Annotated in this window: 19 protein-coding genes and 1 tRNA gene; 9 read left to right on the top strand and 11 right to left on the bottom strand. The window is 68.6% G+C overall.

The features are described 5' to 3' along the window. Positions 1 to 11: 11 nt before the first annotated feature. Positions 12 to 1,160: an ABC transporter substrate-binding protein gene (locus tag QZ647_RS03920; protein ID WP_291270917.1), complete on the bottom strand. Its 1,149-nt coding sequence runs from the start codon at positions 1,158 to 1,160 to the stop codon at positions 12 to 14. A 67-nt stretch (positions 1,161 to 1,227) separates the two neighbouring features. After that, positions 1,228 to 1,857, bottom strand: a complete 630-nt coding sequence (locus QZ647_RS03915) for a HutD family protein (protein WP_291270916.1) — start codon at positions 1,855 to 1,857, stop codon at positions 1,228 to 1,230. Positions 1,858 to 1,889: 32 nt separating this feature from the next. Between QZ647_RS03915 and asd the strand changes: the two genes are divergently transcribed. From asd to QZ647_RS03900, 3 genes are read left to right on the top strand one after another with little or no spacing between them, the layout of a single operon-like run. Continuing rightward, positions 1,890 to 2,822 carry an archaetidylserine decarboxylase gene (gene asd / locus QZ647_RS03910; RefSeq protein WP_291270915.1) on the top strand — a complete coding sequence of 311 codons (933 nt, stop codon included), beginning with the start codon at positions 1,890 to 1,892 and terminating at the stop codon, positions 2,820 to 2,822. After that, positions 2,819 to 3,487, top strand: a complete 669-nt coding sequence (scpB, locus tag QZ647_RS03905) for an SMC-Scp complex subunit ScpB (RefSeq protein ID WP_291270914.1) — start codon at positions 2,819 to 2,821, stop codon at positions 3,485 to 3,487. The genes asd and scpB overlap by 4 nt, the downstream gene beginning before the upstream one ends. Beyond that, complete coding sequence (locus QZ647_RS03900) at positions 3,484 to 3,732, top strand: hypothetical protein (RefSeq protein WP_286353644.1); 249 nt, start codon at positions 3,484 to 3,486, stop codon at positions 3,730 to 3,732. The genes scpB and QZ647_RS03900 overlap by 4 nt, the downstream gene beginning before the upstream one ends. Positions 3,733 to 3,759: 27 nt before the next feature. Here the strand turns inward: QZ647_RS03900 and QZ647_RS03895 are convergent, their stop codons facing one another. Both QZ647_RS03895 and QZ647_RS03890 read right to left on the bottom strand, forming a co-directional pair. After that, the gene (locus tag QZ647_RS03895) at positions 3,760 to 3,990 is read right to left on the bottom strand and encodes a hypothetical protein (RefSeq protein WP_286353645.1); all 231 of its coding nucleotides are present in this window, start codon (positions 3,988 to 3,990) and stop codon (positions 3,760 to 3,762) included. Positions 3,991 to 4,121: 131 nt separating this feature from the next. Further along, positions 4,122 to 6,221, bottom strand: coding sequence for a protein kinase (locus tag QZ647_RS03890; protein ID WP_291270913.1), 2,100 nt, complete (start codon positions 6,219 to 6,221; stop codon positions 4,122 to 4,124). Between the two features lie 146 nt (positions 6,222 to 6,367). Here QZ647_RS03890 and rpsU point away from each other — a divergent pair, with 146 nt between their 5' ends. From rpsU to QZ647_RS03875, 3 genes are all read left to right on the top strand, one after another. Continuing rightward, entirely contained in the window at positions 6,368 to 6,574 is a 207-nt protein-coding gene (rpsU, locus tag QZ647_RS03885; protein ID WP_026852993.1) for a 30S ribosomal protein S21, read from the top strand. A gap of 91 nt (positions 6,575 to 6,665) precedes the next feature. Further along, positions 6,666 to 9,086 (top strand): Smr/MutS family protein, encoded by a 2,421-nt coding sequence (locus QZ647_RS03880; RefSeq protein WP_291270912.1) that lies wholly within the window; start codon positions 6,666 to 6,668, stop codon positions 9,084 to 9,086. 68 nt (positions 9,087 to 9,154) lie between these two features. Then, positions 9,155 to 10,708: a methyl-accepting chemotaxis protein gene (locus tag QZ647_RS03875; RefSeq protein ID WP_291270911.1), complete on the top strand. Its 1,554-nt coding sequence runs from the start codon at positions 9,155 to 9,157 to the stop codon at positions 10,706 to 10,708. 190 nt (positions 10,709 to 10,898) lie between these two features. Here QZ647_RS03875 and QZ647_RS03870 read toward each other — a convergent pair whose 3' ends face one another. The 5 genes from QZ647_RS03870 to QZ647_RS03850 all read right to left on the bottom strand — a co-directional run bounded on the left by QZ647_RS03870 (position 10,899) and on the right by QZ647_RS03850 (position 17,841). Then, positions 10,899 to 13,943, bottom strand: coding sequence for a TonB-dependent receptor (locus QZ647_RS03870; RefSeq protein WP_291270910.1), 3,045 nt, complete (start codon positions 13,941 to 13,943; stop codon positions 10,899 to 10,901). A 204-nt stretch (positions 13,944 to 14,147) separates the two neighbouring features. Further along, positions 14,148 to 14,552, bottom strand: a complete 405-nt coding sequence (locus QZ647_RS03865; protein WP_286353650.1) for a bacteriohemerythrin — start codon at positions 14,550 to 14,552, stop codon at positions 14,148 to 14,150. A gap of 175 nt (positions 14,553 to 14,727) precedes the next feature. Then, positions 14,728 to 14,814 (bottom strand) — tRNA-Leu (locus QZ647_RS03860). Positions 14,815 to 14,848: 34 nt separating this feature from the next. Beyond that, on the bottom strand, positions 14,849 to 16,558 hold the full coding sequence (gene nadE, locus QZ647_RS03855; RefSeq protein ID WP_291270909.1) for an NAD(+) synthase: 1,710 nt from the start codon (positions 16,556 to 16,558) through the stop codon (positions 14,849 to 14,851). 140 nt (positions 16,559 to 16,698) lie between these two features. Next, a complete protein-coding gene (locus QZ647_RS03850; protein ID WP_291270908.1) occupies positions 16,699 to 17,841 on the bottom strand; it encodes an ATP-binding protein in 1,143 nt (380 codons plus the stop codon). Positions 17,842 to 17,864: 23 nt separating this feature from the next. On the opposite strand from QZ647_RS03850, the gene QZ647_RS03845 reads away from it, so the two are divergent. Beyond that, on the top strand, positions 17,865 to 18,692 hold the full coding sequence (locus QZ647_RS03845) for a pyruvate, water dikinase regulatory protein (RefSeq protein ID WP_286353653.1): 828 nt from the start codon (positions 17,865 to 17,867) through the stop codon (positions 18,690 to 18,692). A 14-nt stretch (positions 18,693 to 18,706) separates the two neighbouring features. On the opposite strand, the gene pap is transcribed toward QZ647_RS03845, so the two are convergent. Beyond that, positions 18,707 to 20,179 (bottom strand): polyphosphate:AMP phosphotransferase, encoded by a 1,473-nt coding sequence (pap, locus tag QZ647_RS03840; protein WP_291270907.1) that lies wholly within the window; start codon positions 20,177 to 20,179, stop codon positions 18,707 to 18,709. A gap of 103 nt (positions 20,180 to 20,282) precedes the next feature. Between pap and QZ647_RS03835 the strand changes: the two genes are divergently transcribed. Beyond that, positions 20,283 to 21,155 (top strand): energy transducer TonB, encoded by an 873-nt coding sequence (locus QZ647_RS03835; RefSeq protein ID WP_291270906.1) that lies wholly within the window; start codon positions 20,283 to 20,285, stop codon positions 21,153 to 21,155. A gap of 21 nt (positions 21,156 to 21,176) precedes the next feature. On the opposite strand, the gene QZ647_RS03830 is transcribed toward QZ647_RS03835, so the two are convergent. Beyond that, positions 21,177 to 22,820, bottom strand: coding sequence for an FAD-dependent protein (locus QZ647_RS03830; RefSeq protein WP_291270905.1), 1,644 nt, complete (start codon positions 22,818 to 22,820; stop codon positions 21,177 to 21,179). 133 nt (positions 22,821 to 22,953) lie between these two features. On the opposite strand from QZ647_RS03830, the gene QZ647_RS03825 reads away from it, so the two are divergent. Then, positions 22,954 to 23,874: a TIGR01777 family oxidoreductase gene (locus QZ647_RS03825; protein ID WP_291270904.1), complete on the top strand. Its 921-nt coding sequence runs from the start codon at positions 22,954 to 22,956 to the stop codon at positions 23,872 to 23,874. Positions 23,875 to 23,908 lie beyond the last annotated feature (34 nt).

Genomic DNA, 23,908 nt, shown 5'->3' with positions numbered 1-23,908 from the left:
TCAGAAGGCGGCTACTTCCACCGGAAGGGGTACACCGGTTTCTTCGTACCGTACTCCGGCGGCCACACGGTTTCGTGCTTTCCGTTCTGGATCTGCTCCACCAGCATCTGGTGCCGGTTCTGGTTCGTGTAGCCGTTGTAGTCCACGAACCGCACCGGGCCCATGATGCCGTTCCAGGTGCCGTCGCGCAGCGCCGTGCGGATCTTCTCGCGGTCGCCCCCCGCCTTCGCGGCGGTCTCGGCCATCACCATCATCGAGGCGTAGGCATTCGCGGCATGGTAGGGGACTTCGTCCTTGCCGAACTTGGCCTTGTACCTCTTGCCGAAATCCTTGGCTCCAGGCCAGCTCACATCCGTCGTCCACTGAGTGCTCGAGAACACATGGCTCGAAATGGCCTGCTCGCGGGCGAACTCGGAGGAGGCGAACCCCGCCCCCGCGCCGAGGAAGGCCTGGGGCTGGAGGCCCACCTCCCGCGCCTGCCGCATGAGCAGGATGCCGTCGGCCACATAGGAGACCATGAAGACCAGGTCAGGCTTGAGGCCCTTGACCTTGGCCAGGGTGGAGCGGTAGTCCGGCGAGCCCGACGCGTAGGCCTCCTCGGCTACCACCTGAATGCCCACCTGGGCGGCATAGGCCTTCGCCGACTTGGCGCCCGAGGTGCCGAAATCCGTGTTCTCGTTGAGGATCGCCATGGTCTTCGGCTGACCCAGCTTCTGGGCCATGGAGATGAGGATGGAGGCGTAGTCCTCGGTGGTGGCGCTGAGGCGGAAGACGAACTTCTGGTTCTGGCGCGTGATGTCCTCTTTCGAGGCCACGGGCACCAGGAGCGGCACCTTGTATTTCTCCGCCAGCTTCGAGACCGCGTTGGCACAGGCGGAGCTATACGGGCCCACCACCGCCGCCACGCGGTCGCGGGTGACGAGCTTCTCCATGGCGGACATGGACACCTGGGGCTTGCCCGTGTCGTCCTCGATCACCAGTTCCACCTTGATGCCCTTCTTCAGCAGATCCTCCAGGGCCAGCTTGTAGCCGTTGCTCATGTACTCGCCGATGGGGGCCTGGGTTCCGGTCGCGCAGTTGATGACGCCGATCTTCAGCGGCGTCTGACCCTGCAGGGCGAGACCGGATGCCAGCAGCAGGGAAAGAATCCCTCGGTTCATGGTGGGCCTCCTGGGGGTGGGTGCTGAAGCGTGGGGCCTGCCCCCGGGCAGGTCAAGACCCTGAGGGTCAGGCCCTCGGATCCACCCGGACCACCACCAGGCTCGCGCCGCCCAATCCCGGAGCCAGGGCCAATAACCGGACTCCGGGGCCGACCCCGGCCCTGGCATTGGCTCCGGCATCGACATCGACATCGATCCGCAGCGTGTGCCTCTGGCCCAAGTGCAGCCCCAGCGCCGGTACCGATACCGTGCCCCGGGCGACGAAGATCGCCACCGTGGCCGCACCCAGATCCAGTCGGCGGGGAACCTCCAGGGAGAAGGCCTCGACGCGCGCCCGGCACCGGCGGGGGTCCGCCATCACATTGAAGTCGGTGCACGGGCCGTCCACCAGGCTCGCGGACACGGGCCAATCGCCGGAGAACACGAAGGGGACCAGGGGATCCCGCACCTCGGCCCACCCCCGGGGCCCCAGGTCCAGGGTGAATCCGGCTCCCTCCAGGAGCAGCAGGGTCCGTTCGAGGCCCGGGAAGGCCGAGAAAGGGCCAGAAACGGCCACCTCCGCTGTGCTGAGGCGCCAGCCAAACCCCGAATCCACCGCAGCGCCAGGGGGGTCCACGAGGATTTCCAGAGTCCGGCCCCCACCATTCTTCCAGGGCATGAGGCGGCCATCCGCGGGCTTCAGGTGGATCCAATCCATCGATCGATTCTACAGACGGCTATTCTGGTGGGATGCATCTGTCTTGGCCCCCACCGGCGCGCGTCGCGCTCGTCCTCGCCCTGGTCTGGGCGCTCTATGTGCTGATCTGGACCCCCGGCCCCCTGCCCCTGAGGCTGCTGGGGCTCTACCCCAAGAAGCTGGGTTCCCGCGTGGTGGGCTGGGCGGCCGCCAAACGCCTGCCGGCCGCCTGGCGCGAACCCCTGCTGGGCCGCTTCGCCCGGCACTACGGCATCGACCTCGCCGAGGCCGAGTTCCCCCTGGCCGACTACCCCAGCCTCCAGGCCCTGTTCACCCGGCGGCTCAGGCCGGGCCTCCGCCCCCAGGAGGGGCCCCTCCCGGGCTACCTCAACAGCCCCGTGGACGCCCGCATCATCGCCAGCGGCCGCATCGAGGCCGGTACCGCCATCCAGGCCAAGGGCCTGCCCTACCGCGTGGCGGAATTGCTCAAGCACGAGCGGGGTGCCGAGCGCTTCGAGGGCGGTCACTACCTCACCCTGTATCTCTCGCCGAAGGACTACCACCGCATCCATGTGCCGCTGGAGGGCCGCGTCAGCGCGGTCAGCCATGTGGAAGGCGAGCTGTGGCCCGTGAACGACGCCAGCACGGGCCATGTCCCCCGCCTCTATGAGCGCAACCGCCGCGCGACCTGGATCGCCCTGGGGACCGGCCCCTGCGAGGGCCTGGAGGTGGCTGCGGTGCTGGTGGGCGCCACGCATGTGGGCGGAGTCGTGATCGACGGGCGCTGGCTCGGGGGCCGCGACCTGCCCAAGGATGGCGGTTTCCCCGTGAGCCTGCTGCCCTGCGCCCCCGGCGAGGATCTCGGCACCTTCGAATTCGGCTCCACGGTGGTGCTGCTCGTGGGCGGTCCGAGGGCCAGAGATTGGGCCCCGCTGCGCGCCGAGGGGGCCGTCCGCATGGGCCAACGGCTGGGAGCCTACCGGTGAACGATTCCGAGATCTTCCACCAGGATCCGCTCTGGGATGAGGGCGGCGACCTCCCGGGGGCCCTGGAGGCCCTGTTCACCGCCGCCGGCGAGGTGCTGGACTTGGCGCGGCTCCGCGAGCTGACAGGCCTGGGCGACGGGGCCCTCCAGCAGGGCATCGAGAAGCTTCAGGAGCGTCTGCAGGGCGCCTCCGGACTGCGCCTGCTGGAAGTGGGCGGGGGCTGGCGCATGGCCACCAGCCCCGTCTACAAGGAAATGGTCTCGCGCCTGGTGACCACCACCCGCAGCGGCAAGCTCACGCCGGCCCAGATCGAGGCGCTGGCGATCATCGCCTACCGGCAGCCCGTCACCATCACCGAGCTGAACGCCATCCGGGGCGTCACCAGCAGCGCCAACCAGGTGAAGAGCCTCATGGAGCGCCAGCTCATCACGCCCGCCGGGCGCAAGCCCGTGGTGGGCCGTCCCATGACCTACGCCACCACCCAGGCCTTCCTCCTGCACTTCGGACTGAAGGGCCTGCACGATCTGCCGCAGCTGGCGGACTTCGGCGAGGGCCGCCTCGAGGCCGAGGCCCTGGCCGCCCTGGAGCCGCCCCTGCCCGAAGACGGCCTCTTCGGCGAAGGCATGCTGGCAGACGATTCCTCCGACGAAAGCGCCGAGCCATGAACCAGCCCACCCTCAGCCTCGAAGAACAGCCCGCCAAGCCCAAGGCGGAAAGCCCCACGGGTGTCTTCCTCCAGCCCTGGCAGAAGGGTGGACTGCTGGTGCTGATCCTCGGCTTCCTCTACCTGAGGATGTGGCGCCGCAAGCGGGCCCACACCCTCGTGTGCAGCCACTGCGGCAAGAAGAATCCGCCTCACCAGAGCAACTGCCAGAAATGCGCTGCCCCGCTGATGCGGATTCACGGATAGCGTGCCGGTCGGCCCGGCGGCGGATTCCTAGAACTCGATCTCGATGGACTCTTCGGCGAGGTCGTTCTCTTCGCCCAGCACTTCGCACGCGGCGCCGTACATCTGCAGCACGGCGGTCTTGCGGTTGCTCAGGCTGGTGAGCAGATCCTTCACGCGCTGAACCTCGGAGGCGATGGTGTTGTTGATCTGAGACACCTCCGAGCGGCAGCGCTCGCGGGTGGTCTCGTAGAAGGCCTTCTGGTCCTGGCTCAGATCCATGGGAACTCCTGGCGGAAAAAGGGAACACAAGGGGGAAGCCCCGAGTCTACCCCGGTTGGCGCCTTGCGGTTCATCACAATGCCCCCGCGGCGGGCCGGCCAAGCAGACTCCGGGACCGGAGGATCAGCGGTTCAGGACCACCGGGCGATGGCCAGCATGACCACCAGGAGCGCGGCCAGCCCCAGAATCAAGGGCAGCAGCCAGCGCGGCCGGAGGGCCGTCTTGGGCGGTTCCGGGAAGTCTGTGGCGGGCTCCTGCGGCGACGCCTCGCTGGCAGGAGCGGGAGCGCGTCCGTACGGGGCCGTGGTGCCCGTGTGGTCGCTCATGGACCGGTAGGCCCCGCTGGTGAGGCTGGTGGGCACGGGGAATTGGGTGGCCACCAGGTGTTCCAGCCGCTCCCGGGTTCCGTTGAGCAGGGTGTTCACATACTCGGCCACATCGTGCTCGGCGATGGGCGTCCCCAGGCGCTGGAGGTAGTCGCGGAGATCCCGCTCCATGAACCGGGCGGAGGGGTAGCGATGATCCACGCTCTTCTGGAGGGCCCGGTTCACGATGGCCACCATGTCCCGGGACACATTCGGATTCAGGGCGTGCAGGTCCGACACCCGGCCCAGGCGCACCTTCTCCAGCACGCCCAGCTCGGAATCCGCCTGGAAGCACCGTTCCCCCGTGAGCAGCTCGAAGAGCACGAGGCCCAGCGAATACAGGTCCGAGCGGTTGTCCAGGGGCTGCCCCGTGGCCTGCTCGGGGCTCATATAGAGCAGCTTGCCCTTGAGCGCGCCAGCTACCGTATGGCTGGCCTTGTTGGCTGCCTTGGCGATGCCGAAGTCCACCAGCTTCACGGCGCCTTCGGTCGAGAGGATCACATTCTGCGGGCTGATGTCCCGGTGGACCAGCTTGAGCTCACGGTCATCGAAGCCCCGCTTCCGGTGCGCGTAGTCGAGCGCGGCGGCCACCTTCATCACCACGAAGGCCGCGATCTGCTCCGGGAAGGGCTGCCCGTATTCCCGCACCTTCCGCAGCAGGGTGCGCAGATCCCGGCCGTTCACATATTCCATGGCGATGTAGTGCGAGCTCCCGGCCTTCCCCAGATCGAAGATCTGGACGATGTTCGGATGGGTCAGCTGGGCCGCCAGCTTGGCCTCGTCGATGAACATCGTGACGAAGTCCTCGTTGTCGCTGAAGTGCGGCAGGATCCGCTTGATGGCCACGATCTTCTGGAAGCCCTGCACGCCCCGCTGCTGGGCCTTGAACAGCTCCGCCATGCCGCCGATGGCGATCTTCTCCAGCAGGAAGTAGTTCCCATATTCCTCGAGCACTTCCGGAGTCCCGCTCGCGACCGGGCGGGCCACGGGCGCCACGGCGGGAGGCGCGGCGGCCCCCTCCCCGGCCCACTCGAAGGGATCGTTCACGCCCGAGATTCCGCTGAGGGTGAAGTCGGAAGGCCCCAGCGGTTCGGTCAGGGCCGGCGGGGGTGCGACCGGAGCCTGCGGCGCCGAGGCGGGTTTCAGAGGTTCCGCAACCTTCACGGCGGCCACCGGCAGGTTGCCCCGCTCGGGAACGGCCACCGGAAGGGGCACGGCCCGAGGCGTCCGGGGCACAGGAAGGGCCTCCACCTCCTCGATCACCTGGCCGAAGATGTCCGCTGCGCTGAGCGGAGGCTGGGAGCCCTGACCAACGGCCGCTTCGGGGGGCAGCCCCGCCTCCCCCTCGAACAGGGAAAACGGATCGGCCGGGGGTTCCGGCTTGGGTTCCAGGCTCGAAACCGGGCTCGAGGCTGGCCTCGAAGAAACGCCCGGGCTGGGATCCACATCCGCCCCCCGCTCCAGGTCGGCCAGGAGGTCCCCGAAGATGTCGTCCGTGGTGAGCTGGGTGTCCTCCGGGCGGTAGTGGCGCAGGGCCGCGAGGATCTCCGCCTCGGATCCGGATCGCTCCAGGAAACCCTGGAGGCCGAGTTTCCCGCGCGCCTCGGCGGCCTGCTCACCCACCCAGGCCAGCACCGGAAGGGTGGGCTGCCGTTCCCGGAGGACCTGGACGAGCCGATGGCCGATGGCCTCTGGCGAAGCCAGCTCCACCAGGAGCAGGTCCGGATCCAGGCCCGTCTGCAGGAAGGACTCCGCTCCGGCAGCCCCCACCCAGCGCACGGCCCAGCCGTCCCCCTCCATGGCGGAAACCAGACCAGGCGTCCGGTAGGACTCGCCTTCCACGATGAGGAGCAGGGGACGGGGCATTGGGATCCAGAAGATGCAGTGAGGATCCAGGGTAGCGGGAGGGATTCCACCTCGCCATAACTCGGAATCTGAGATACACTTCTCGTTCGGTCCGGCCCCGTTCCCTGGCGCCGCCCCGAAATCCACGGGAAAGGAGGTGCATCCACATGCCTTTGGTCAAGGTCAAAGAAGACGAAACTTTCGAGTTCGCCCTTCGCCGCTTCAAGCGGAAGTGCGAAAAGTCCGGCATCCTCAGCGAGCTGAAGAAGCGCCAGCACTACGAAAAGCCCAGCACCAAGCGCAAGCGCAAGATGCTCGCCGCCCGCAAGAAGACCCTGAAGCGCCTCGCTCAGGAACGGCGCATGATCGGTTGAGATGAAGCTTCGCTTCCTCTCGAAAAAGGCCCGCGAAAGCGGGCCTTTTGTTTTACTGAAGACTCAAGACTGAGGACTCAAGACTCCCGCCATGAACCCTGAACTCGACGCCCTGGAATTCCCCGATGCGATCCGGCTGGTGCAGGCGGGTGCGCGCACGCATCCCGCCCGGGCGGCCCTCGGCGCCATGCACCCCTGGGATGGGCTCACGGGGCTGCGGCGGCTGTACCAGCTGGAGCTTCAGGATCTCTGGACCGCCTCACCCGACCGGCTGCCCATCCTCCCCATGGATGAATCCCTGGACGAGCTGCTCAACCCTGCGGGCTGGCTGCTGCCCGAGCACTGGCGGCAGCTTCGGGATGGCCTGAAGGCCCTGTCCCGGCTGCTCTCAAGCCTGGCCGCCCTGCCCTGGCCCGAGTCCCGCCCCGCGCCGCCGGGCACCCACCTCGGCATCGATCGGCTCCAGGTGACGGCCGCCCTGCTGCCGGATCCGGCTCCCGTGGCCGAGCGGCTGGCCAAGAGCTTCAACCCCGACGGCCAGCTGGACCCCCTGCGCATCCCCGCCCTGGCCAGCCTCCACCGGAGCCGCCAGGAGGCCTTCCAGGCCGTGCAGGCCAAGCTCCAGAAACTGCTGCGGGCCACGCCCGATGCCTTCAACGAGGCCATGGTCGTCGATCGCAACGGCCGCTTCTGCCTGCCGGTCCGGTCGGAGCGGCGGAGTCTGGTGCCAGGCCTGGTGCTGGACCGCAGCGGCAGCGGAGCCACGGTCTTCGTGGAGCCCATGGAGGCCGTGCCCCTCAACAACGCCTTCGTGGAGGCCGACCGCGACTACGCCCAGGCCGTGCAGGCCTTCCTGCGCGACCTGCTGGCGGAGCTGCGCACCCGGCGGGAGGACTTCACCCGCTGGCGCGACCTCCAGGCCCGGGCGGACCAGGGTCTGGCGCTCCTCCGCTGGGCGGTCCTCTGCGACGGCCGCCTGCCCGAGCTGGAAGCCGATCCGAAGCAGGGCCGCCTCTGCCTCCTGGAGGCCCGCCACCCCATGCTGCTGCCCGCCGTGCGCGAGGCCATGGGCCTGGAGCCCCTGCCCCACCCGGTGGTGCCCCTGAACCTGGTGATGGAGGCGGAGAAGCCGGGCCTCGTCATCTCCGGCTCGAACACCGGCGGCAAGACCGTCGTCCTCAAGACCGTGGGCCTGCTCTCGGCCCTGGCAGCCAGCGGCTGCGCGGTGCCGGTCCGGGAAGGCTCCAGCTTCCCCGCCCTGCCCAGCCTCCACGCGGACATCGGCGACCACCAGACCATCACGGGAAGCCTCTCGACCTTCAGTAGCCATATATTGCATTTGAAGGAGATCCTTAAAAGCGTCCATGACGGCGGACTGGTGCTGTTGGATGAGTTGGGCACGGGCACCGATCCCAAGGAAGGCGCCGCCCTGGGCATCGCCCTCCTCCAGACCCTGTCCCGGCGCCGCTGCTGGATCCTGTGCTCCACCCACCTGGGCGAGATCAGCCAATGGGTCCTGCGCCACATGCGGTTCCAGAATGCCTCGGTCCAGTTCGACGAGGACCGCCTGGCCCCCACCTACCGCCTGCTGGTGGGCCAGCCGGGGCAGAGCCGCGCCCTCACCATCGCCGCCAAGCTGGGCCTGCCCCGGCCCGTGCTGGAGCACGCCGACAAGGTGCTGGGCAAGCGTGAGCAGGACTGGCGGGACTTCCTGCGGGAGCTGGAAGCCGAGCGCTCGCGCCTGCTGGAGGAGGCCGAGACCCTGCGCCAGGGGCAGGCCGCCGCGGAAAAGGACCGGGAGATCCTCCGCCAGCGGGAGGAGAAGCTGCGCCTCGAGCGCGAGACCTTCCAGCGGGAATCCAAGGAGAAGGTTGCGCGGGTGCTGGATTTCCTCGACCACGAGGGCAAGCGGCTGGTGCGCGAGCTGAAGGAGCGGCAGAAGGCGGCCGAGGTCAATGCCGACCGCCTGGGCACCGAGGCCCACGAGCGGGTGAAGCAGCTGACACGCCTCGCCGAGGCCGAGCTGTCACCCGGCCGGAACCCCGCCCGAAGCGCCGCTCCCGTGGAAGTCCGCGAAGGCGGCTTCGCCCGCCACCGGGGGCTGGGCGTCGAAGGCAGGGTGGTGACCCTGAAGGGCGACCGGGCCACGCTGGAGACGCCCCAGGGTCGCCGCCTGGAATGCCGCCTGGGGGAGCTGGAGCCCATCGGGGCCCGGGAGGCCGCGCCGAAGCCCACAGGCCGGGTCCGGGTGCGCGCCGAGGCCCAGGACATCGAATCGGAAATGAACCTCATCGGCCGGGCCAGCGACGAGGTGGACAGCGAGATCTACCGCTTCGTGGAGGAGGCCCTGGCCGCAGGTCGCCGGTACATCCGCATCGTCCACGGCCACGGCACCGGAAAATTGAAAGCCGCGGTCCGGGAGGCCCTGCGGGGGCACCCCGGCATCGCCCGCGTCGAGGATGCACCGCAAAATCAGGGCGGCGCCGGAGTGACCCTCATCTCCCTCCGATAGCGCCTCGAAACTCAACCCGCAGTCCCGCCCGCCCGATGGGTTGTGGACACACCTCTTTAGGGGCGGCCATGAATTTCTGGAACAACCTCAATGTCCGAAAGAAGCTGCTGTATTCCATCCTCGCCCTGGCGGCGGTGCTGGGCACTGCGGCCACGGTGTTTTCCCTCTGGCGCCTGAACACCGCGCTGAACGACGGCCTCAAGCTCGAGGCCAGCAGCCTGGCTTCCCTGGTCTCGGATGGCATCCAATCGGGTGTCCAGTTCGAGGACCTGGGGCTCGTCGAGCGCGGCCTGGACGGCATGAAGGACAACAACGACATCACCCAGGCCGCCCTCGTGGCCCTGGATCCTGCCACCAAGGCCCCCAAGGTGGTCACCAAGTCCAAGGCCAAGCCCTCCCAGATCGACCTGGCCCCCTTCGCCGGCGCCTTCCTCACGGAAGCCGCCAAGAAAGATCTTTCCAAAGACAACCTGACCTTCGAGAAGGACGGCTTCCTGGTCGTCGGCTCCCTCGTGAAGATCGAAGGGGCCGCCAACAAGTCTTACCTCATGCTGCTGGCCAACCGGGACCGTGTCCGCAAGGACCAGATGGGCGCCCTCCTGGGCATGGCCATCCTCGGCGTGCTCATGATCGCCGCCGGATTCGGTGCGGCCTGGTTCCTGGGCAACGCCATCGTCACCCCCCTGGAGAACATCCAGCGGCGCATGCGCGACATCTCCGAGGGCGAGGGCGACCTCACCGCCCGCCTGGATGTGCACGGCAACGATGAGATCGCCGCCCTGGCCGGCCACTTCAACCGCTTCGTGGAGAACATCCACCAGATCGTCCAGCAGGTGATGGCCATCTCCACCAACATCGCCTCGGGTTCGCTCCAGATGTCGGCCGGCATGTCCGAGATGCACAGCACGGCCCAGAGCATCGCCCACTCCGCCGAGAACCAGAAGGCCAGCGTCACGACCACCACCAGCAGCGTCCAGGGCATCGCTGGGTCCTCCCAGGTGGTCAATTCCAATGTCGCAGACGCCCTCCTGGTCTTCGAGCAGGCCCAGCAGGCCGCGGGCAAGGGGGGCACCGCCGTGGGCAGCGCCATTTCCGGCATGCGCGCCATCGACCAGAACTCGAAGCAGATCGGCAACATCCTCACCGTGATCACCGAGATCGCCAACCAGACGAACCTCCTCTCCCTCAACGCCGCCATCGAGGCCGCCAAGGCCGGCGAACACGGCAAGGGCTTCGCAGTGGTCGCCGAAGAGGTGCGCAAGTTGGCCGAACGCAGCGCCACCGCCGCCAAGGAGATCACGGCCCTCATCCAGACCTCGAACCGGGCCATCAACGACGGCACGAAGATGGTGAACACGGCCGGCGAGGCGCTGAACAGCATCCAGAGCGCCATCACCGATTCCGCCGAGCGCATGAAGACCATCGGTGGTCAGAGCGAGACCCAGAGTCACGACAGCCAGTCCGTGGTGGCCGCCATGGGCAACCTCACCGCCATCGCCGAGCAGAACGCCGCGGCCATGGAGGAGATGGCCGCCACCATCAAGGAATCCACCCGCACTGTGGACGAATTGAGCCATCTGGCCGAGCAGCTCAATTCGCTGGTGGCCCGCTTCAGGATCTGATCCGCGGTCTTGCTGCCCGAAAAGCCCCGCCCATGCGGGGCTTTTTCTGATCCAGCCGTAGGCCGGCCGGACAGGGACCCAGCGCTAGGCCGCCGCTTCTCTGCCGGGAGGCGGGGCAGCGCAGGTGCCGGGGTTCCACCCAAAGGAAAGGCCCCGCGGTCGCGGGGCCTTTCCTTTGGAGCCGGGACGATCAGAACCGGGCGCGGACGCCCAGCTGGACCTCGCGGGTGTTGCGGTCGGGCAGGTTGATGAAGCCGAAGTCGGTGGTCGGCTGGCCGCCCGTGATCGTCGTGCGCTGGGCCGCCCAGTTGGCCAAGTTGAAGACATCGATGAAGGCTTCGGCCTTGAACCGCTTCGTGAACTCGAAGTTCCGGCTCAGGCGGAGATCCAGCTGCTTCACATGGGGCTGGCGGTACTGGTTGCGCTCGGTGCCGGGGGTGTAGTCGTTGCGGCCACTATCGCCGTTGAGGTCATTGGTGGAGATGGAACTGTAGGGACGGCCGCTGGTGTAGCTGTAGTTCACGGCGCCCTGGATGCCCCAGATGATCGGGAAGAAGCCCGCGAAGGTCACACGCAGGCGGCGGTCGTTGTCGCTGTAGGCCTCGGTGCCGGAGGGATTGGCGGGGTTGTTGGTGTTCGAGTCGGCCGTGGAGCTCGCGGTGGTGCGCTCGTTGGAGTTGTTGTCGCGGGCCTTGGACCAGGTCAGCGTGGAGTTGAAGCCCCAGCCGCTCTCGGAGCGCTTGGAAGCCGTCAGGATGAGGGCCTTGTAGGTGCCTTCACCATCGTTCTTGCTGAGGAACACATTGCCGAAATTCGTGAAGTCCATCATCCGGCCGTTCACCACGGCCCGGTTGGGGCGGCCGACGGTGGAGAAGGTGTTCGAATTGGGCAGGGCGTAGCCGTCGTTGTAGTAGGAGCCGGCCGGAGCGCCCACCTGGGCCAGGTTGATGTTCACGAAGTACTGCAGGTTCTCGAACTTCGCATAGACAGCCTGGAGGCCGAGGGTCAGGCCGTTGTCATAGGCGTGCTCGACGCCCAGGGCCGTGCGCTTGGCCACGGTCATCTCGTTGCGGGGATCCCAGACCTGGCCCACGCGGCTGGCGGAGGCCAGGCCCGCCAGCAGGTTGGACGGCAGGGCGCTCAGGATCGTGCCGCCGGCGGAGACGCGCTGGGCGTAGGAGAGGGCGCCCGAGTTGAAGAGCGCGTTGGTGGCGGCCCCGTTGTTGATGAAGTAGGTGGAGGTGGTGTTCCCGTTGCTGTTCATCGTGTTGGACACGGTGAGGCTGGGGTTCGGGCTGGAGAACCAGCCGTAGCCGCCGCGCAGCAGCGTCTTGCCGTTGCCCTTGAGGTCGTAGGTGAACCCGAAGCGGGGATCGTACGAGGTGGTGTCGTTGGCCTGGTCGAGGCCGGCGAACTGGGCGTTCGGCCGGGGGTTGTCCGGCTGGTCCTCGCGGGTGGCGCGCAGGCCCAGGCTCAGCATGAGGCGGCGATCCAGCAGGCCCTGGTACTGGCCCTGGACGAAGCCCGCGAAGAGCTTGGATTTGTAGGAGATGGCGCCACCGAAGTCGCTGTAAGCGCCCACATAAGTCAGGCTGTCGGCCGCGGCCACGGTGCCGGTGGCCCACTTGTTGGCGATGGAATAGTTTCCGAACTGGATGGAACCGTTCTGGTAGCGGAAGAAGGTGTTCTTGAAGTCGAAGAACTGGAGGTCCACGCCGCCCTTGACCGTCCAGTCGCCCTGGGTCCAGGTGAGGTTGTCGATGACCTGCCAGCTGTACTCGTCCAATCCGTTGGGCAGGAAGTTGTTCTGGCCGGCCGTGAAGCCGCCGTTCACCTGGAACTCGGGGGAGGCGGTGCTGTTCGCGATGCGGGGCCGCCGCTCGATGGCGCGCTGGACGCGGGCCTCGTTCACCAGGTTGGAGCCGAGGACGCTGTTCAACTCCACCACCCAGCTGAGGCCGCTGTTCTTCTCCTGGCCCTGCTGGGTCTGGCCCGTGGTGGGCGCGAAGCTGCTCGTGAAGGAGGTGGTGCCGTTCTCGGACTTCCAATCCTGGGCGTTCACGCGCAGGGTGGCGCGGTGGTTCTCGTTGATCGTCCAGTCCAGGCGGCCGAAATAGACCGTGTTGGTGCGGTCGTTGGTGTAGCTCCGGCCGCTTTCCTGGGCCAGCGTGCGCCCGTCATTGCCGACGATCAGCTTGCCGTAGGTGTTGAGGAAGTTGGTGAAGTTGGGCACGGGCGAGTTGCTGTTGCCGCCCGAACTCGAGATGGCGAAGGAGGGCGTGAAGTCCTCCTTGTACTTGTAGGTCTCGACGCCCACGAAGAAGTGCAGCTTGTCCTTGATGATCGGGCCGCCCACATTCACATTGAACTGGGTCTGGGTGAAGTTCTTGGTGAGGGCCTGCTGGGTGTTGATGGTGCCGGCCCGGTCGTAGGGCACCGGGGTGATGCGCGCCACCAGGGACTTGGGCCGCACCTGGTAGAGGGCCGAGCCACCGAACTCGTTCGTGCCGGTCTTGGAGACGGCGTTGATCACCGCGCCCGCCGCGTTGCCGTACTGGGCATCGAAGGCGTTGGTGATGATCTGGAGTTCCTTGATGGTGTCGGCGCCGAAGGCGAAGGGGATGCGCGTGGAGCCGCGCTGCTCGCCGAAGAAGTTCGACTGGTAGGAGGCGCCGTCGATGGTCAGGTTGTTCTGGATGCCTCGGGCGCCCTCCATGGACACGCGGTTGTTGTCCGGGTCGTAGACCGAGCCGGGCGTGAGCTGCACGAGGTTGGTGAAGTCGCGGCCATTGAGGGGGATGGATTCGACCAGCTTGGCGTCCACGGCCGTGACGCTGTTCACCTGCGTGGTGTCCAGGCTCTGGCTCGAAGCGACGATCTCCACCGTGGCGGAGGCTTCGGCCTTGTCCAGGCTGAAGTTCGCGGTGGTGTTCTGGCCCAGCGACACCTGCACGCTGGTGTCCTTCAGGGTGCGCATGCCGGCCGCGGTGACGGTGAGTTCGTAGCCGCCCACGGGCAGGAGGCCCATGTGGTACTCGCCCTGGGCATTGGCCGTGGTGGTGCGCACCAGACCCGTCTCGCGGTTCCGCAGCGACAGGGTGGCGCCGGCCACGCCCTGGCCGCCCTTGTTCTTGATCACGCCCCGGATGGCCCCGGCGGTAGAGGAAGTCTGGGCCGAGGCGATCGTGGCACAGGCCAGCGCCGTCAAGGTGAGGGTCGACCAGCGTCGATTCATGCGTCACTCCTAGTGGCCATTCCTGGCCGATCATTTGGACTGCGGATTCTCCGGGCAGAAGTGCCTGGGGCGTCCGTGGCAGATGGGATGCCCCAGGATCCCCGAACCCAGCCGGGCGGCTCAAGTGCCTTTTTTGCCCGAAAGGTTTCCTGGAAAGCCTGCAAAAAGACACAACTTCGTCACATCAGGCCGCTTCAGGGCCATTCAAGCCAGGTTGCGCGCCTTCAGGAAGGTCACGAACCCGAAATCCCCATCGCTGATGTGGTGCTTGAGCCAGCCCTCCATGAAGGTCGGCACCATCAGGGCCAGGGCGTGCGGGCTTTCCCGGAACTTGGCGTGGAGCTCGTGCAGGCTCGTGAGCATGGAGGCGTGCTCGGATACATGCTGCGTCAGGTCCGGGTAGCCGAACTTGGCCATGAACGCTTCTTCCGTGGAGAAATGGCGTTCGGAGCACTGGATCAGATCCGACAGCAGGGCCTCGATCTCCTCGCGGGCTGAGCCGCCCTGGACGGACTTCCGCAGCCGGTCCACGGTGGCGAAGAGTTCCTGGTGCTGCTCGTCGATGATGTGGATGCCCGTGTTGTATCGGGTATTCCAAACGGCATCCATGGCCCGAGGCCTCCCTTGGCATTCGACAACCTGCAAGACCCGGGTGCATCGGCGGAAGGCTACCTGGGCACCGGAATCCTGATCATGCTAACGACAGTTGAATGTAAACTTCTGGCGACCTGCATATCAAGTGATTTGAGACTGTCGATTGCAAAACGCCCCAAAAGGGCCGAACTGGTACCGGTGGTCGGACTCGAACCGACACTCCTTTAGAGGGAAACGGATTTTGAGTCCGTCGCGTCTGCCATTTCGCCACACCGGCTATGGGGCTAGGGTAACCCAGAGGCGGGGCTGTTTCATAGCGCGGTGAGCGGGATCCGCCGTCCCGCGCCGAAGGCCTTGGGGCTCACCTTGAATGCGAAGGGCAGCTGGCGCCGCTTGAACTCGGTGCGGCGCAGGAGGCCCAGGATGCGGGGGAGCGCCGCCCGGGCCTGGACCAGGACCTCGCCCTCGAGCAGGAGGGCCAGATCCTCGGCCAGGCCCTCTTCCGGTCGCTGGGCCTCAAGGGCCGCGCCCAGAATGGCGTCGAGCTGGGCATAGGGCAGGAGGCTGGCCTCGTCGGTCTGACCGGGGCGCAGCTCGGCGGTAGGGGGACGGTCCACCACGCCCCGGGGCACGGCCTCCCCCAGGTCCCGGGCCAGGGCATACACGCGGGCCTTGAGGCAATCCCCCAGCGGCGCGAAGGCGCCAATGCCATCACCGTAGAGGGTGAAGTAGCCGGTGGCGGCCTCGCTCTTGTTGCCCGTGTTCAGCACGGCGACCCGCTCCGTGCCCAGGCGCCGCTGGATGTCCGGCTCCGAGGTGAGCGCCAGGAGCAGGCTGCCCCGGCAGCGGCTCTGGAGGTTCTCGTCCGTCAGGCTGAAGGCGCGTCCCGGCAGGGCCTTTTCCAGGGCCGCCGAAAAGCCTGCGAACGGAGCCTCGGCGTCGAGGTTGAGGAAGGCCAGCCCGAGGTGCCGGGCCTGCTGTTCGGCGAGGGCCGAGCTTTCCGCACTGCTGAAGCGCGTAGGCAGAGCCGCGCCCAGCACCCGTCCGGGGCCGAGGGCCTCCACCGCCAGGGCCGCGGCCACGGCGCTGTCGATGCCACCCGACAGGCCCACCACCAGGGCCTCGAGGCCCTGCTTCGCCAGGTTGTCGCGAAGGCCCGTCACCAGGGCCTTGCGCAGCCAGGGGCCGTCTTCCACGGCGTGCCAAGCCTCGCCCGGGGCACCGGGGTCCACGCTGAACAGGCCCTCGTGAAAGGGTGCACAGCCCTGCCAGCGCCCGTCCGGCAGCGCCAGGCCCGAGCCGCCGTCGAAGAGCAGCCAGCTTTCCGCCCCCACGCGGCTGGCGTACGCGATGGGGAGGCCGTGCTTCTGGGCCAGGCCCGGCAGCAACCGGCGGCGCTGGGCATCCTTGGAGGGGATGGCCCAGGGGGCGCTGCGGCCCGGTGGGAGGTAGCTGCCCAGGGCGCTGGGGCTGGCGCTGGCGTTGAGAATCAGCGTGGCGCCCGCAGCGGCCAGGTCCGCGATGGGGTCCACGCCATAACCCACCGGCGCATTGCCCAGCTGGGGATCAGCCCAGAGATCCTCGCAGATGGAGAGGCCGATGCGGTGGCCGTGGAACGCGACGAGCGGCTGGGGGGCGGCATCTGGCTCGAAGTAGCGGTGCTCGTCGAACACATCGTAGCTGGGCAGCACCCGCTTGTGCGCGCAGTGCCGGAGGGCGCCGCCTTCGCACCACCACAGCTCGTTCCAGAGCCGGCCCGAAGGCGCGGGCCGCGCCGTGCCGAAGACCAGCGGTACGGTGCCGGAGAGCGCCGCCAGCCGGTAGGATTCCGCCTCGATGCGCCGGCGCATCCCGGGCTCCCAGAGACGATCCTCCAGCAGGTAGCCGGGGATGGCCAGCTCCGGCGCCAGCACCAGTTCCGCACCTGCCGAGACGGCCTCCGCGTAGGCCTTCTCCACCCGGCGGCCGTTCCCTTCGGGATCCCCGAGGCGGGCGTTGAGTTGGAGCAGCGCGATCTTCACGCGCCGCCTCCGCCTATCGCGCGCGCTGCGCGCTGCGGTTCACTCCGCTCACCGAGGCGTAGCCTCCCTGCGGCGCGCCCTTCGGGCTTCGGCTTCGCCACAGTGGCACTCCGCTCCTGCTTCGTCCTCATCTCTTCACCTTACCAGCGGATCTCGGCGCAGGTGCCTCCCTCGGGCCGCGGCACCAGCCGCAGGTCCGCACCCTGGGCGTTGAGCCACTTCAGGGCCAGGGGGAGGCCCAGGCCCGTGCCGTCTGGACGGCCGCTCTCGAAGGGCCGCAGCATGCGGATGGCCGTGTCCTCCGACAGACCCGGCCCCTCGTCCAGGATCGCCAGCTGGGCCTCGGAGATCCGCACCAGCACCCGGCTGCCCAGGGGGCTGGCCTGGCAGGCGTTCTCCAGCAGGTTCACCAGGGCCTGGTGCAGCAGCACGGGATCCCCCGTCGCCATCCCCCGCCCTTCGGCCACCAGCTGGCGCCCCTGGCTCACGGGGCGGCGCTTCAGCTCCGCCAGCGCCTGGCCCACGGCCTCTTCGAGCTGGAGCGGCTCCGAGGCCGGATCCAGGGGCTTGGCCCACTGGAGGAAGCGCTGCACCAGCCGCTCGAGCTCCTCGGTCTCCTCCAGCAGGGCCTCGGCCGAAGCCCCATGGCCCGCCCGCTTGAGCAGCTGTCCCTGGCCCTTCAGCACGGCCAGGCCGTTCTTCAGCTGGTGGGCGACGCCGGCGGTCATCTCGCCCAACTCTGCGAACCGCTCCCGCAGCTGGCGGCGGCGATCCTCCAACTCTGCCTCGGTGACATCCTCGAACTGCACCAGGGCACCGATGCGGTCCGGCGCCTCGATGCGCTGGATCCGCCAGCGGCGGCCCTGGGCCCCGAGGCGATGGGCCGGCCCGGGGTCGCCCGCCAGGGCTTCCCGCAGCCAGGGAAAGGGCTCCAGCACGAAGGCCGCTTCCAGACCCACCACGCCGGGGCGAACGCCCAGCAGGTCGCAGCCCCGCTGGTTCAGGGCCGCGAGTCGCTGGCGCTGATCCACCCACAGCAGCCCCATGGGCAGCGCGTCCAGCAGGCGCTCATGGACCGTGCGGAGTTCGCCCAGGGTGGCGGCCAGCTCGCCCCGTTCCCGCAGGCTGCCGGACACCGCCGAGAGCAGCAGGGCCTCCGGATCGGCCGGCGCCCGGCGCCGCAGCTGGGCCCAGCGAACCAGGAGCACCGCGAGGCCGCCGAGGGCCCCGCCCACGGGAATCGCCACCGCGAGCCAGGCGAGGGCGTGGGGGAAAGGTTGCATGGCCCCAGGGTATGCTGAATTCCATGGACAGGCAGCCCATCTATGTGGTGTCGGGAGGATCCGGCGAAACCGCCCAGCGCATGGTGCAGGCGGCGCTGACCCAGTTCGCCAAGGGCGAGAGCTCGGCCCTGGTGCGGCGGTTCCAGAATGTGCGCTCCCACGAGGATGTGGAGCGCGTCCTCCAGATGGCCGCGGAGAAGCGCGCCGTCATCATCCACACCACCGTCTCCCGCGAGATGCGCGCCTACCTGGCCGACCGCTGCGCGGAGCTGCGCCTCACCCAGGTGGACCTCTTCGGCAACCTGCTGGACACCCTGGCCCTCTACCTGCGCGAACGGCCCGAGGAGCGGCCGGGCAGCTTCCACGCCGTGGGCGACAAGTACTTCCGCCGCATCGAGGCCATCGAATACGCCCAGAAGTACGACGACGGCATCGACATGGGCGGCCTTCCGGACGCCGACATCGTCCTGGTGGGCATCAGCCGCACCAGCAAGACGCCGCTCTCCATGTACCTCGCCATGGAGGGCTACAAGGTGATGAATGTGCCCCTGGTACCCGGCATTCCCCTGCCCCCGGAGCTTGAGCAGATCCCCCAGGGCCGCATCGTGGGCCTCACCATCGAGCCGGACCGTCTGCAGGAGATCCGCGCCTACCGCCTGAAGCGCCTGGGCGCCTCCGGCAGCGCCGACAGCTACAGCGACCTCGGCCAGATCCTCGAGGAATTGGCCTTCGCCGATGGGATCTTCAAGCAGCACCGCCGCTGGCCCGTCCTCGATGTGACCGGCCGCAGCATCGAGGAGACCGCCGGTCTCGTGCTGGACCGGGTGTTCGGCAAGGAGCGGGCGGTCTAGAGCAGGGAGCTCTCCTACAGCTCGTCCTCCAGCCGCTGCACCAGCGTCTTCAGGATCTTGATCCGTCCGTAGTATTTGTCTTCGCTCTCGACGAGGGTCCAGGGGGCGATCTCGGTGCTGGTGCGGTCGAGCATGTCGCAGATGGCGGCCTCGTAGGCCGGCCACTTCTCGCGGTTGCGCCAGTCCTCCTCGGTGATCTTGAAGCGCTTGAAGGGCGTGGCCTGGCGCTCCTCGAAGCGGCGGAGCTGCTCCTCCTGGCTGATGGAGAGCCAGAACTTGAGCAGCAGACTGCGGCTGCGGACGATCTGGTCCTCGAACTCATTGATCTCGCTGTAGGCCCGCTGCCAGTCTGTCTCGGCGCAGTAGCCCTCCACCCGCTCCACCAGCACCCGGCCGTACCAGCTGCGGTCGAAGATGGCCACCCGACCCCGCCGCGGGAGGTGCCGCCAGAATCGCCAGAGGTAGGGTTGGGCCCGCTCCTCCTCCGTGGGCGCCGCAACGGGATGGATGTGATACATGCGGGCGTCCAGGGCCTGGGTGATCCGGCGGATGCCACCCCCCTTCCCCGCGGCATCCACCCCCTCGAACACCAGCACCACGGAATGCTTCTGGAAGTTCCGATGGCGGGTGAGCAGGTTCAGCCGGCCCTGCAGCGTGAGCAGCTCGTCCTCGTAGTCCTTCTTGTCCAGCCGCTTTGTCAGATCCAGGGCCCTGAGCACATTCATGCCGTCCAGGGACGGGCGCGGATGCGTGGGGATCACCGGCACCACCGGAGCGGGGTGGTCCAGGCGTGCGCGGAGACGCTCCAGCAGGATCTTCCCCACCGTGAGGCGCTGGTAGCGCGCATCCGTGGCCTCCACCACGATCCAGGGCGCGTCCCCGGTGCTCGTGGAGCGCAGGGCCCGCTCAGACACCTGGCGGAAGGTGTCGTACATCTCAAAGTGTTTCCAGTCCCTGGGCGTCACCCGCCAGCGGGTCTTGGGATCCTTCTCCAGGCCCTTCAGCCGCTTCTTCTGGGCATCCTTGCCCAGGTGCATCCAGAACTTCAGCACCAGGGCGCCCTCGTGGATGAGCATCTGCTCAAAACGCGCCACCCGGGCCATGTCCTGGTCCAGGTCCGAGGTCTTGCTGCGGCCGCAGGCCCGCTCCAGGATGGGCCAGGTGTACCAGGACCCGTCGAAGATGCCGATCTTCCCCTTGGGCGGGAGCATCCGCCAGTAGCGGTACATGTGCGGCCGCTCGCGCTCTTCGTCCGAAGGCTCCGCCAGGCCATGGGTCTGGATGTGGCGCGGATCCATCCACTCGTTGAGGGTGTTCACGGTCTCGCTCTTGCCGGCCCCGTCGACGCCCGCCACCAGGATGACCACGGGGAACTTCGCCGCGGCCAGGTCGTATTGGGCGTCCAGCAGCGCCTCCCGCAACGCGGGAACCTCCCTGTCCCAGACCTCTTTCGATACCTTGTGGCCAAGTTCCGCGGATTCGAACATGGTTCCTCCGGGACAGGGGCGCGCCTTCGGGTCGGCGCGAGAGTCACGATAGCGGATTACCGACCCCGAAGGCATGAAATGATGGGGGTTCCCCGGAGCCTCCATGCCCCAACCCGCCGCCATCCTGTGCCTCGCCTCCGCCCTCGGGGCCCAGGCCCCCGGGCCCACGGCGAGCCTGGGCCCCGTCCGTTCGGTCAGCCTGAAGGTGCTCATTCCCGATTCGAACCGGGCGGCGGTGGGTCTGGACCCGGATCAGGTCCGGGAGGATCTCACCACCTTCTTCACCCGCAATGGCCTCCCCGTCCTGCCCGCCTCCGAGGTCGAAGGCGCGGAGGGGGCCTACTGCCTGGAGGTCAGCCCCATCACGCTCCAGTACGGCGAGGGGACCTGCCTCCTCAGCGTCAGCGAACGCCTGCTCCCCCTGGACTCCCAGAAGGCCGGCGCAAAGACACCTCCCCAGGAGTGGGGCGCCAACTACATGGCGGCCCAGGCGGGCGACCAGGGGCTCCTCTTCCAGACCCGGCAGATCGTCCTGAGCATGGCCGCGCATCTCATCCGGCTTTCCCGGGGTGGGACGACGCCGCCCCTGACGGTCCAACCCCTCGCCGCCCCCGCCCAGGCGGATGCGGCCCAGCGCCCGGCGCCGGAGCGGCCGAAGGCCCAGGAGATGGACTTCAGCCGCGTGAAGGTCAAGGTGCGCCCGCCGGCTCCGCCCTACCCCGCGGCCTCCCTCAGCCAGGGCACCGAAGGCACCGTGGTCGCCCAGGTCACCATCGATCCAGATGGCCGGCCCAGGCGGGCCATCGCCGTCAGCGGCCCCGCCGAATTGAAGCCCACGGCCCTCCGGTACGCCCTGCAGTGGGTCTTCGAACCCGCCCGGCTGAACGGCGAGCCCCAGTGGGCCACCTTCAACCTGACCCTCGCCTTCCGCCTGCATCCGGGGTCCCTGCTGGACCAGCCCCCCAAGCGGCACTGACCGCCGGGACGGGCCTCCCCCTCAGTACTCGTTCGCCAGGTCGCCGGCCCGGACCTGCTTCTCGAAGGGCTGGAACACGGGAGCCCCCGCGCTCTGGGCGATCCACTCGGCCACGCGGATGCCGTCCACTGCGGCGGAGGTGATGCCGCCCGCGAAACCCGCGCCTTCCCCGCAGGGGTAGAGCCCCGGGTGGGACACGGATTGCCCGTCCTCGCCGCGCAGCAGCTGGATGGGGCTGCTGGTGCGGCTCTCGATGGCCAGGAGGATGGCTTCGCGGCTGGCGAAGCCGTGGATCTTCTGGTCGAAGGTGGGCAGCGCCCCGGCCAGCTGCTCCTGGACGAAGCCCGGCAGGCACATGCTCAGATCCGCCGCGACGGCGAAGGGCTTGAAGCTGGTCCGCGGCAGCTTGCCCGTGGCGCGGCCCTTCAGGAAATCCTGCACGGCCATGGCGGGGGCGCCGTAGGTCTCCCCCGCGGCCCGGAAGGCGGCCTGCTCCCACTTCCGCTGGAAGTACATGCCCCCGAGGAGGTGGTCGCTGCCGAAATCCGCCGTGTTCACCTTGGCCACCAGGCCTGAGTTGGCGAAACCCGAGTCGCGTTTCTCGTTGCTCATGCCGTTCACCACCACGCCACCGGGCTCGCTGCTGCACTGGATGACTTCGCCGCCGGGGCACATGCAGAAACTGTAGGCCGCGCGGTTGAGGCCGAAGTTGCAGACCAGCTTGTAGTCCGCGGCGGGCAGGGAGGGGTGGCCCGCGCTGGGGCCGTACTGGGACCGGTCAATGAGATCTTGAGGATGTTCCACCCGCACGCCCATGGCGAAGGGCTTCTGGCGCATGGCCACGCCATGGCCGTGCAGCATTTCGAAGGTGTCCCGGGCGCTGTGGCCCGGCGCCAGCACCAGGGCCTCGCAGGGGAGCTCCTCGCCGCTGGCCAGCACCGCCGCGCGGACGCGGCCCTGGTCATCGAAGCGGACCTCCGCCAGCCGGGCCCGGAACCGGTACCGGGCACCCCGGGCCTCGGCCTCCTTGCGGATGAGCACCGTGCAGCGGCGGATGACATCCGTGCCCACATGGGGCTTGGCGAGGTAGAGGATCCGGGGGTTCGCGCCGAAGCGCACGAAGGCATCCAGCACATAGCGCGTGGCCGGGTGCCCGATACGCGTGGTGAGTTTGCCATCGCTGAAGGTGCCCGCCCCGCCCTCGCCGAACTGGGCATTGGCCTCGGGGTCCAGCACCGCGTCCTTCCACAGGCCCGCGATGGCCTGCACCCGTTCGCCCATGGCGGGCCCCCGCTCCAGCACGATGGGTTCAATGCCGTAGTCCAGCAGGCGCAGGGCGCAGAAGGTCCCCGCAGGGCCGCTGCCCACCACCACCACCCGCGGACGGCGGGGGGGCGGGACCACCGCGTAGGGGGCCGGCTCCGGCGCCCGGTCGAGCTTGAGCCCGCCGGGCCTCGGCCCCAGCTCCAAGGCACGGTCCGTCTCGAAGCTGAGGGTCGTCAGGAAGCGGATGGCTCCCTTGTGGCGGGCATCCAGGCTGCGGCGCTCCAGCACCACCGCGCGGTAGTCCCCCGGCGCCCCGCCCAGGGCATGGGCCAGCGGCCTCGCCAGATCGAGCGCCTCCTCACCCAGGTTCAACGACAGGTTGGAGAGCAGGAAGCGCATGGGGTCCTCGGCGAAGGGGAGCCCGCCCGGGGCTCAAGGCCAGCCCCATGGTACCCGGACCTGGACAGGCGGGTTTTCCCGGCCGGACGCCGGCCCGGGAAGGCCTATGCTTGCATCCGGAGCGGAGTCCGCCATGGCCGAACAGCCCTTGCAACGCGTGGTGGTGGCCGGAGGCACCGGCCTGGTGGGTCGGGCCCTGGTGAAGGCCCTGGTGGCCGCGGGCGCCGAAGTGGTGGTCCTCACGCGCCGACCGGGCTCGGCGGTGCTGCCTCCCGGGGCCAGGGCTCAGGGGTGGGAGGATCCCGCCGAAGCCCTGGATGGCGCGGATGCGGTCTTCAACCTCGCCGGCGAGGGCATCGCGGACCGGCGCTGGACCGCCAAGCGGAAGCAGGTCCTCCTCCAGAGCCGGGTGGGCCCCACGGAGGCTCTGGTCGAGGGTCTCCGGGCCTGCGCCCGCCGCCCTGCCGTGCTGGTGAACGCCTCGGCCATCGGCTACTACGGCGCGGCCCCCGACGACACCCCCCTGAGCGAGCTGAGCCCGGCCGGCACGGGCTTCCTGCCGGAGACCTGCCAAGCCTGGGAAGCCGCGGCCCTGACCGCCCGGAGCCTGGGCATGCGCGTGGCGATCGCGCGCCTCGGCGTGGTGCTGGCCCGGAACGGCGGGGCCCTGCCGAAGATGGCGCTCCCCGTGCGGCTGTGGGCCGGCAGCCGACTCGGGGACGGCCGTCAGGGCCTCAGCTGGATCCACCTCCACGACCTGGTGGCCATGCTGATGGCGGCGGCCCGGAACCCGGCCTGGGAGGGCCCCTTCAATGCCACGGCCCCCGAGCCCGTGTCCCAGGCGGTCTTTCTCCGGCTGCTGTCGAAGCAGCTCCACCGCCCGCTGGCGCCCATCCCGGGGTTCCTCGCCGCCGCCGGCGTCCGCCTGGCCCTGGGGGAACTCGGCCGCGACCTCCTTCTGCAGGGCGCCTTCGTCCATCCCGGCAAAGCCGAGGTTCTCGGCTTCCCCTTCCGTTTCCCTTCGCCGGAGGAGGCCCTGCAGGACCTGCTGTGAGGGAGAGGACCGTCACCGCGCCGGACGCAAGGGA

Source organism: Geothrix sp., assembly GCF_020622065.1.
GTDB lineage: Bacteria > Acidobacteriota > Holophagae > Holophagales > Holophagaceae > Geothrix.
Note: the sequence above shows the minus strand (reverse complement) of the source record. Positions and strands in the feature narration are given on the sequence as shown.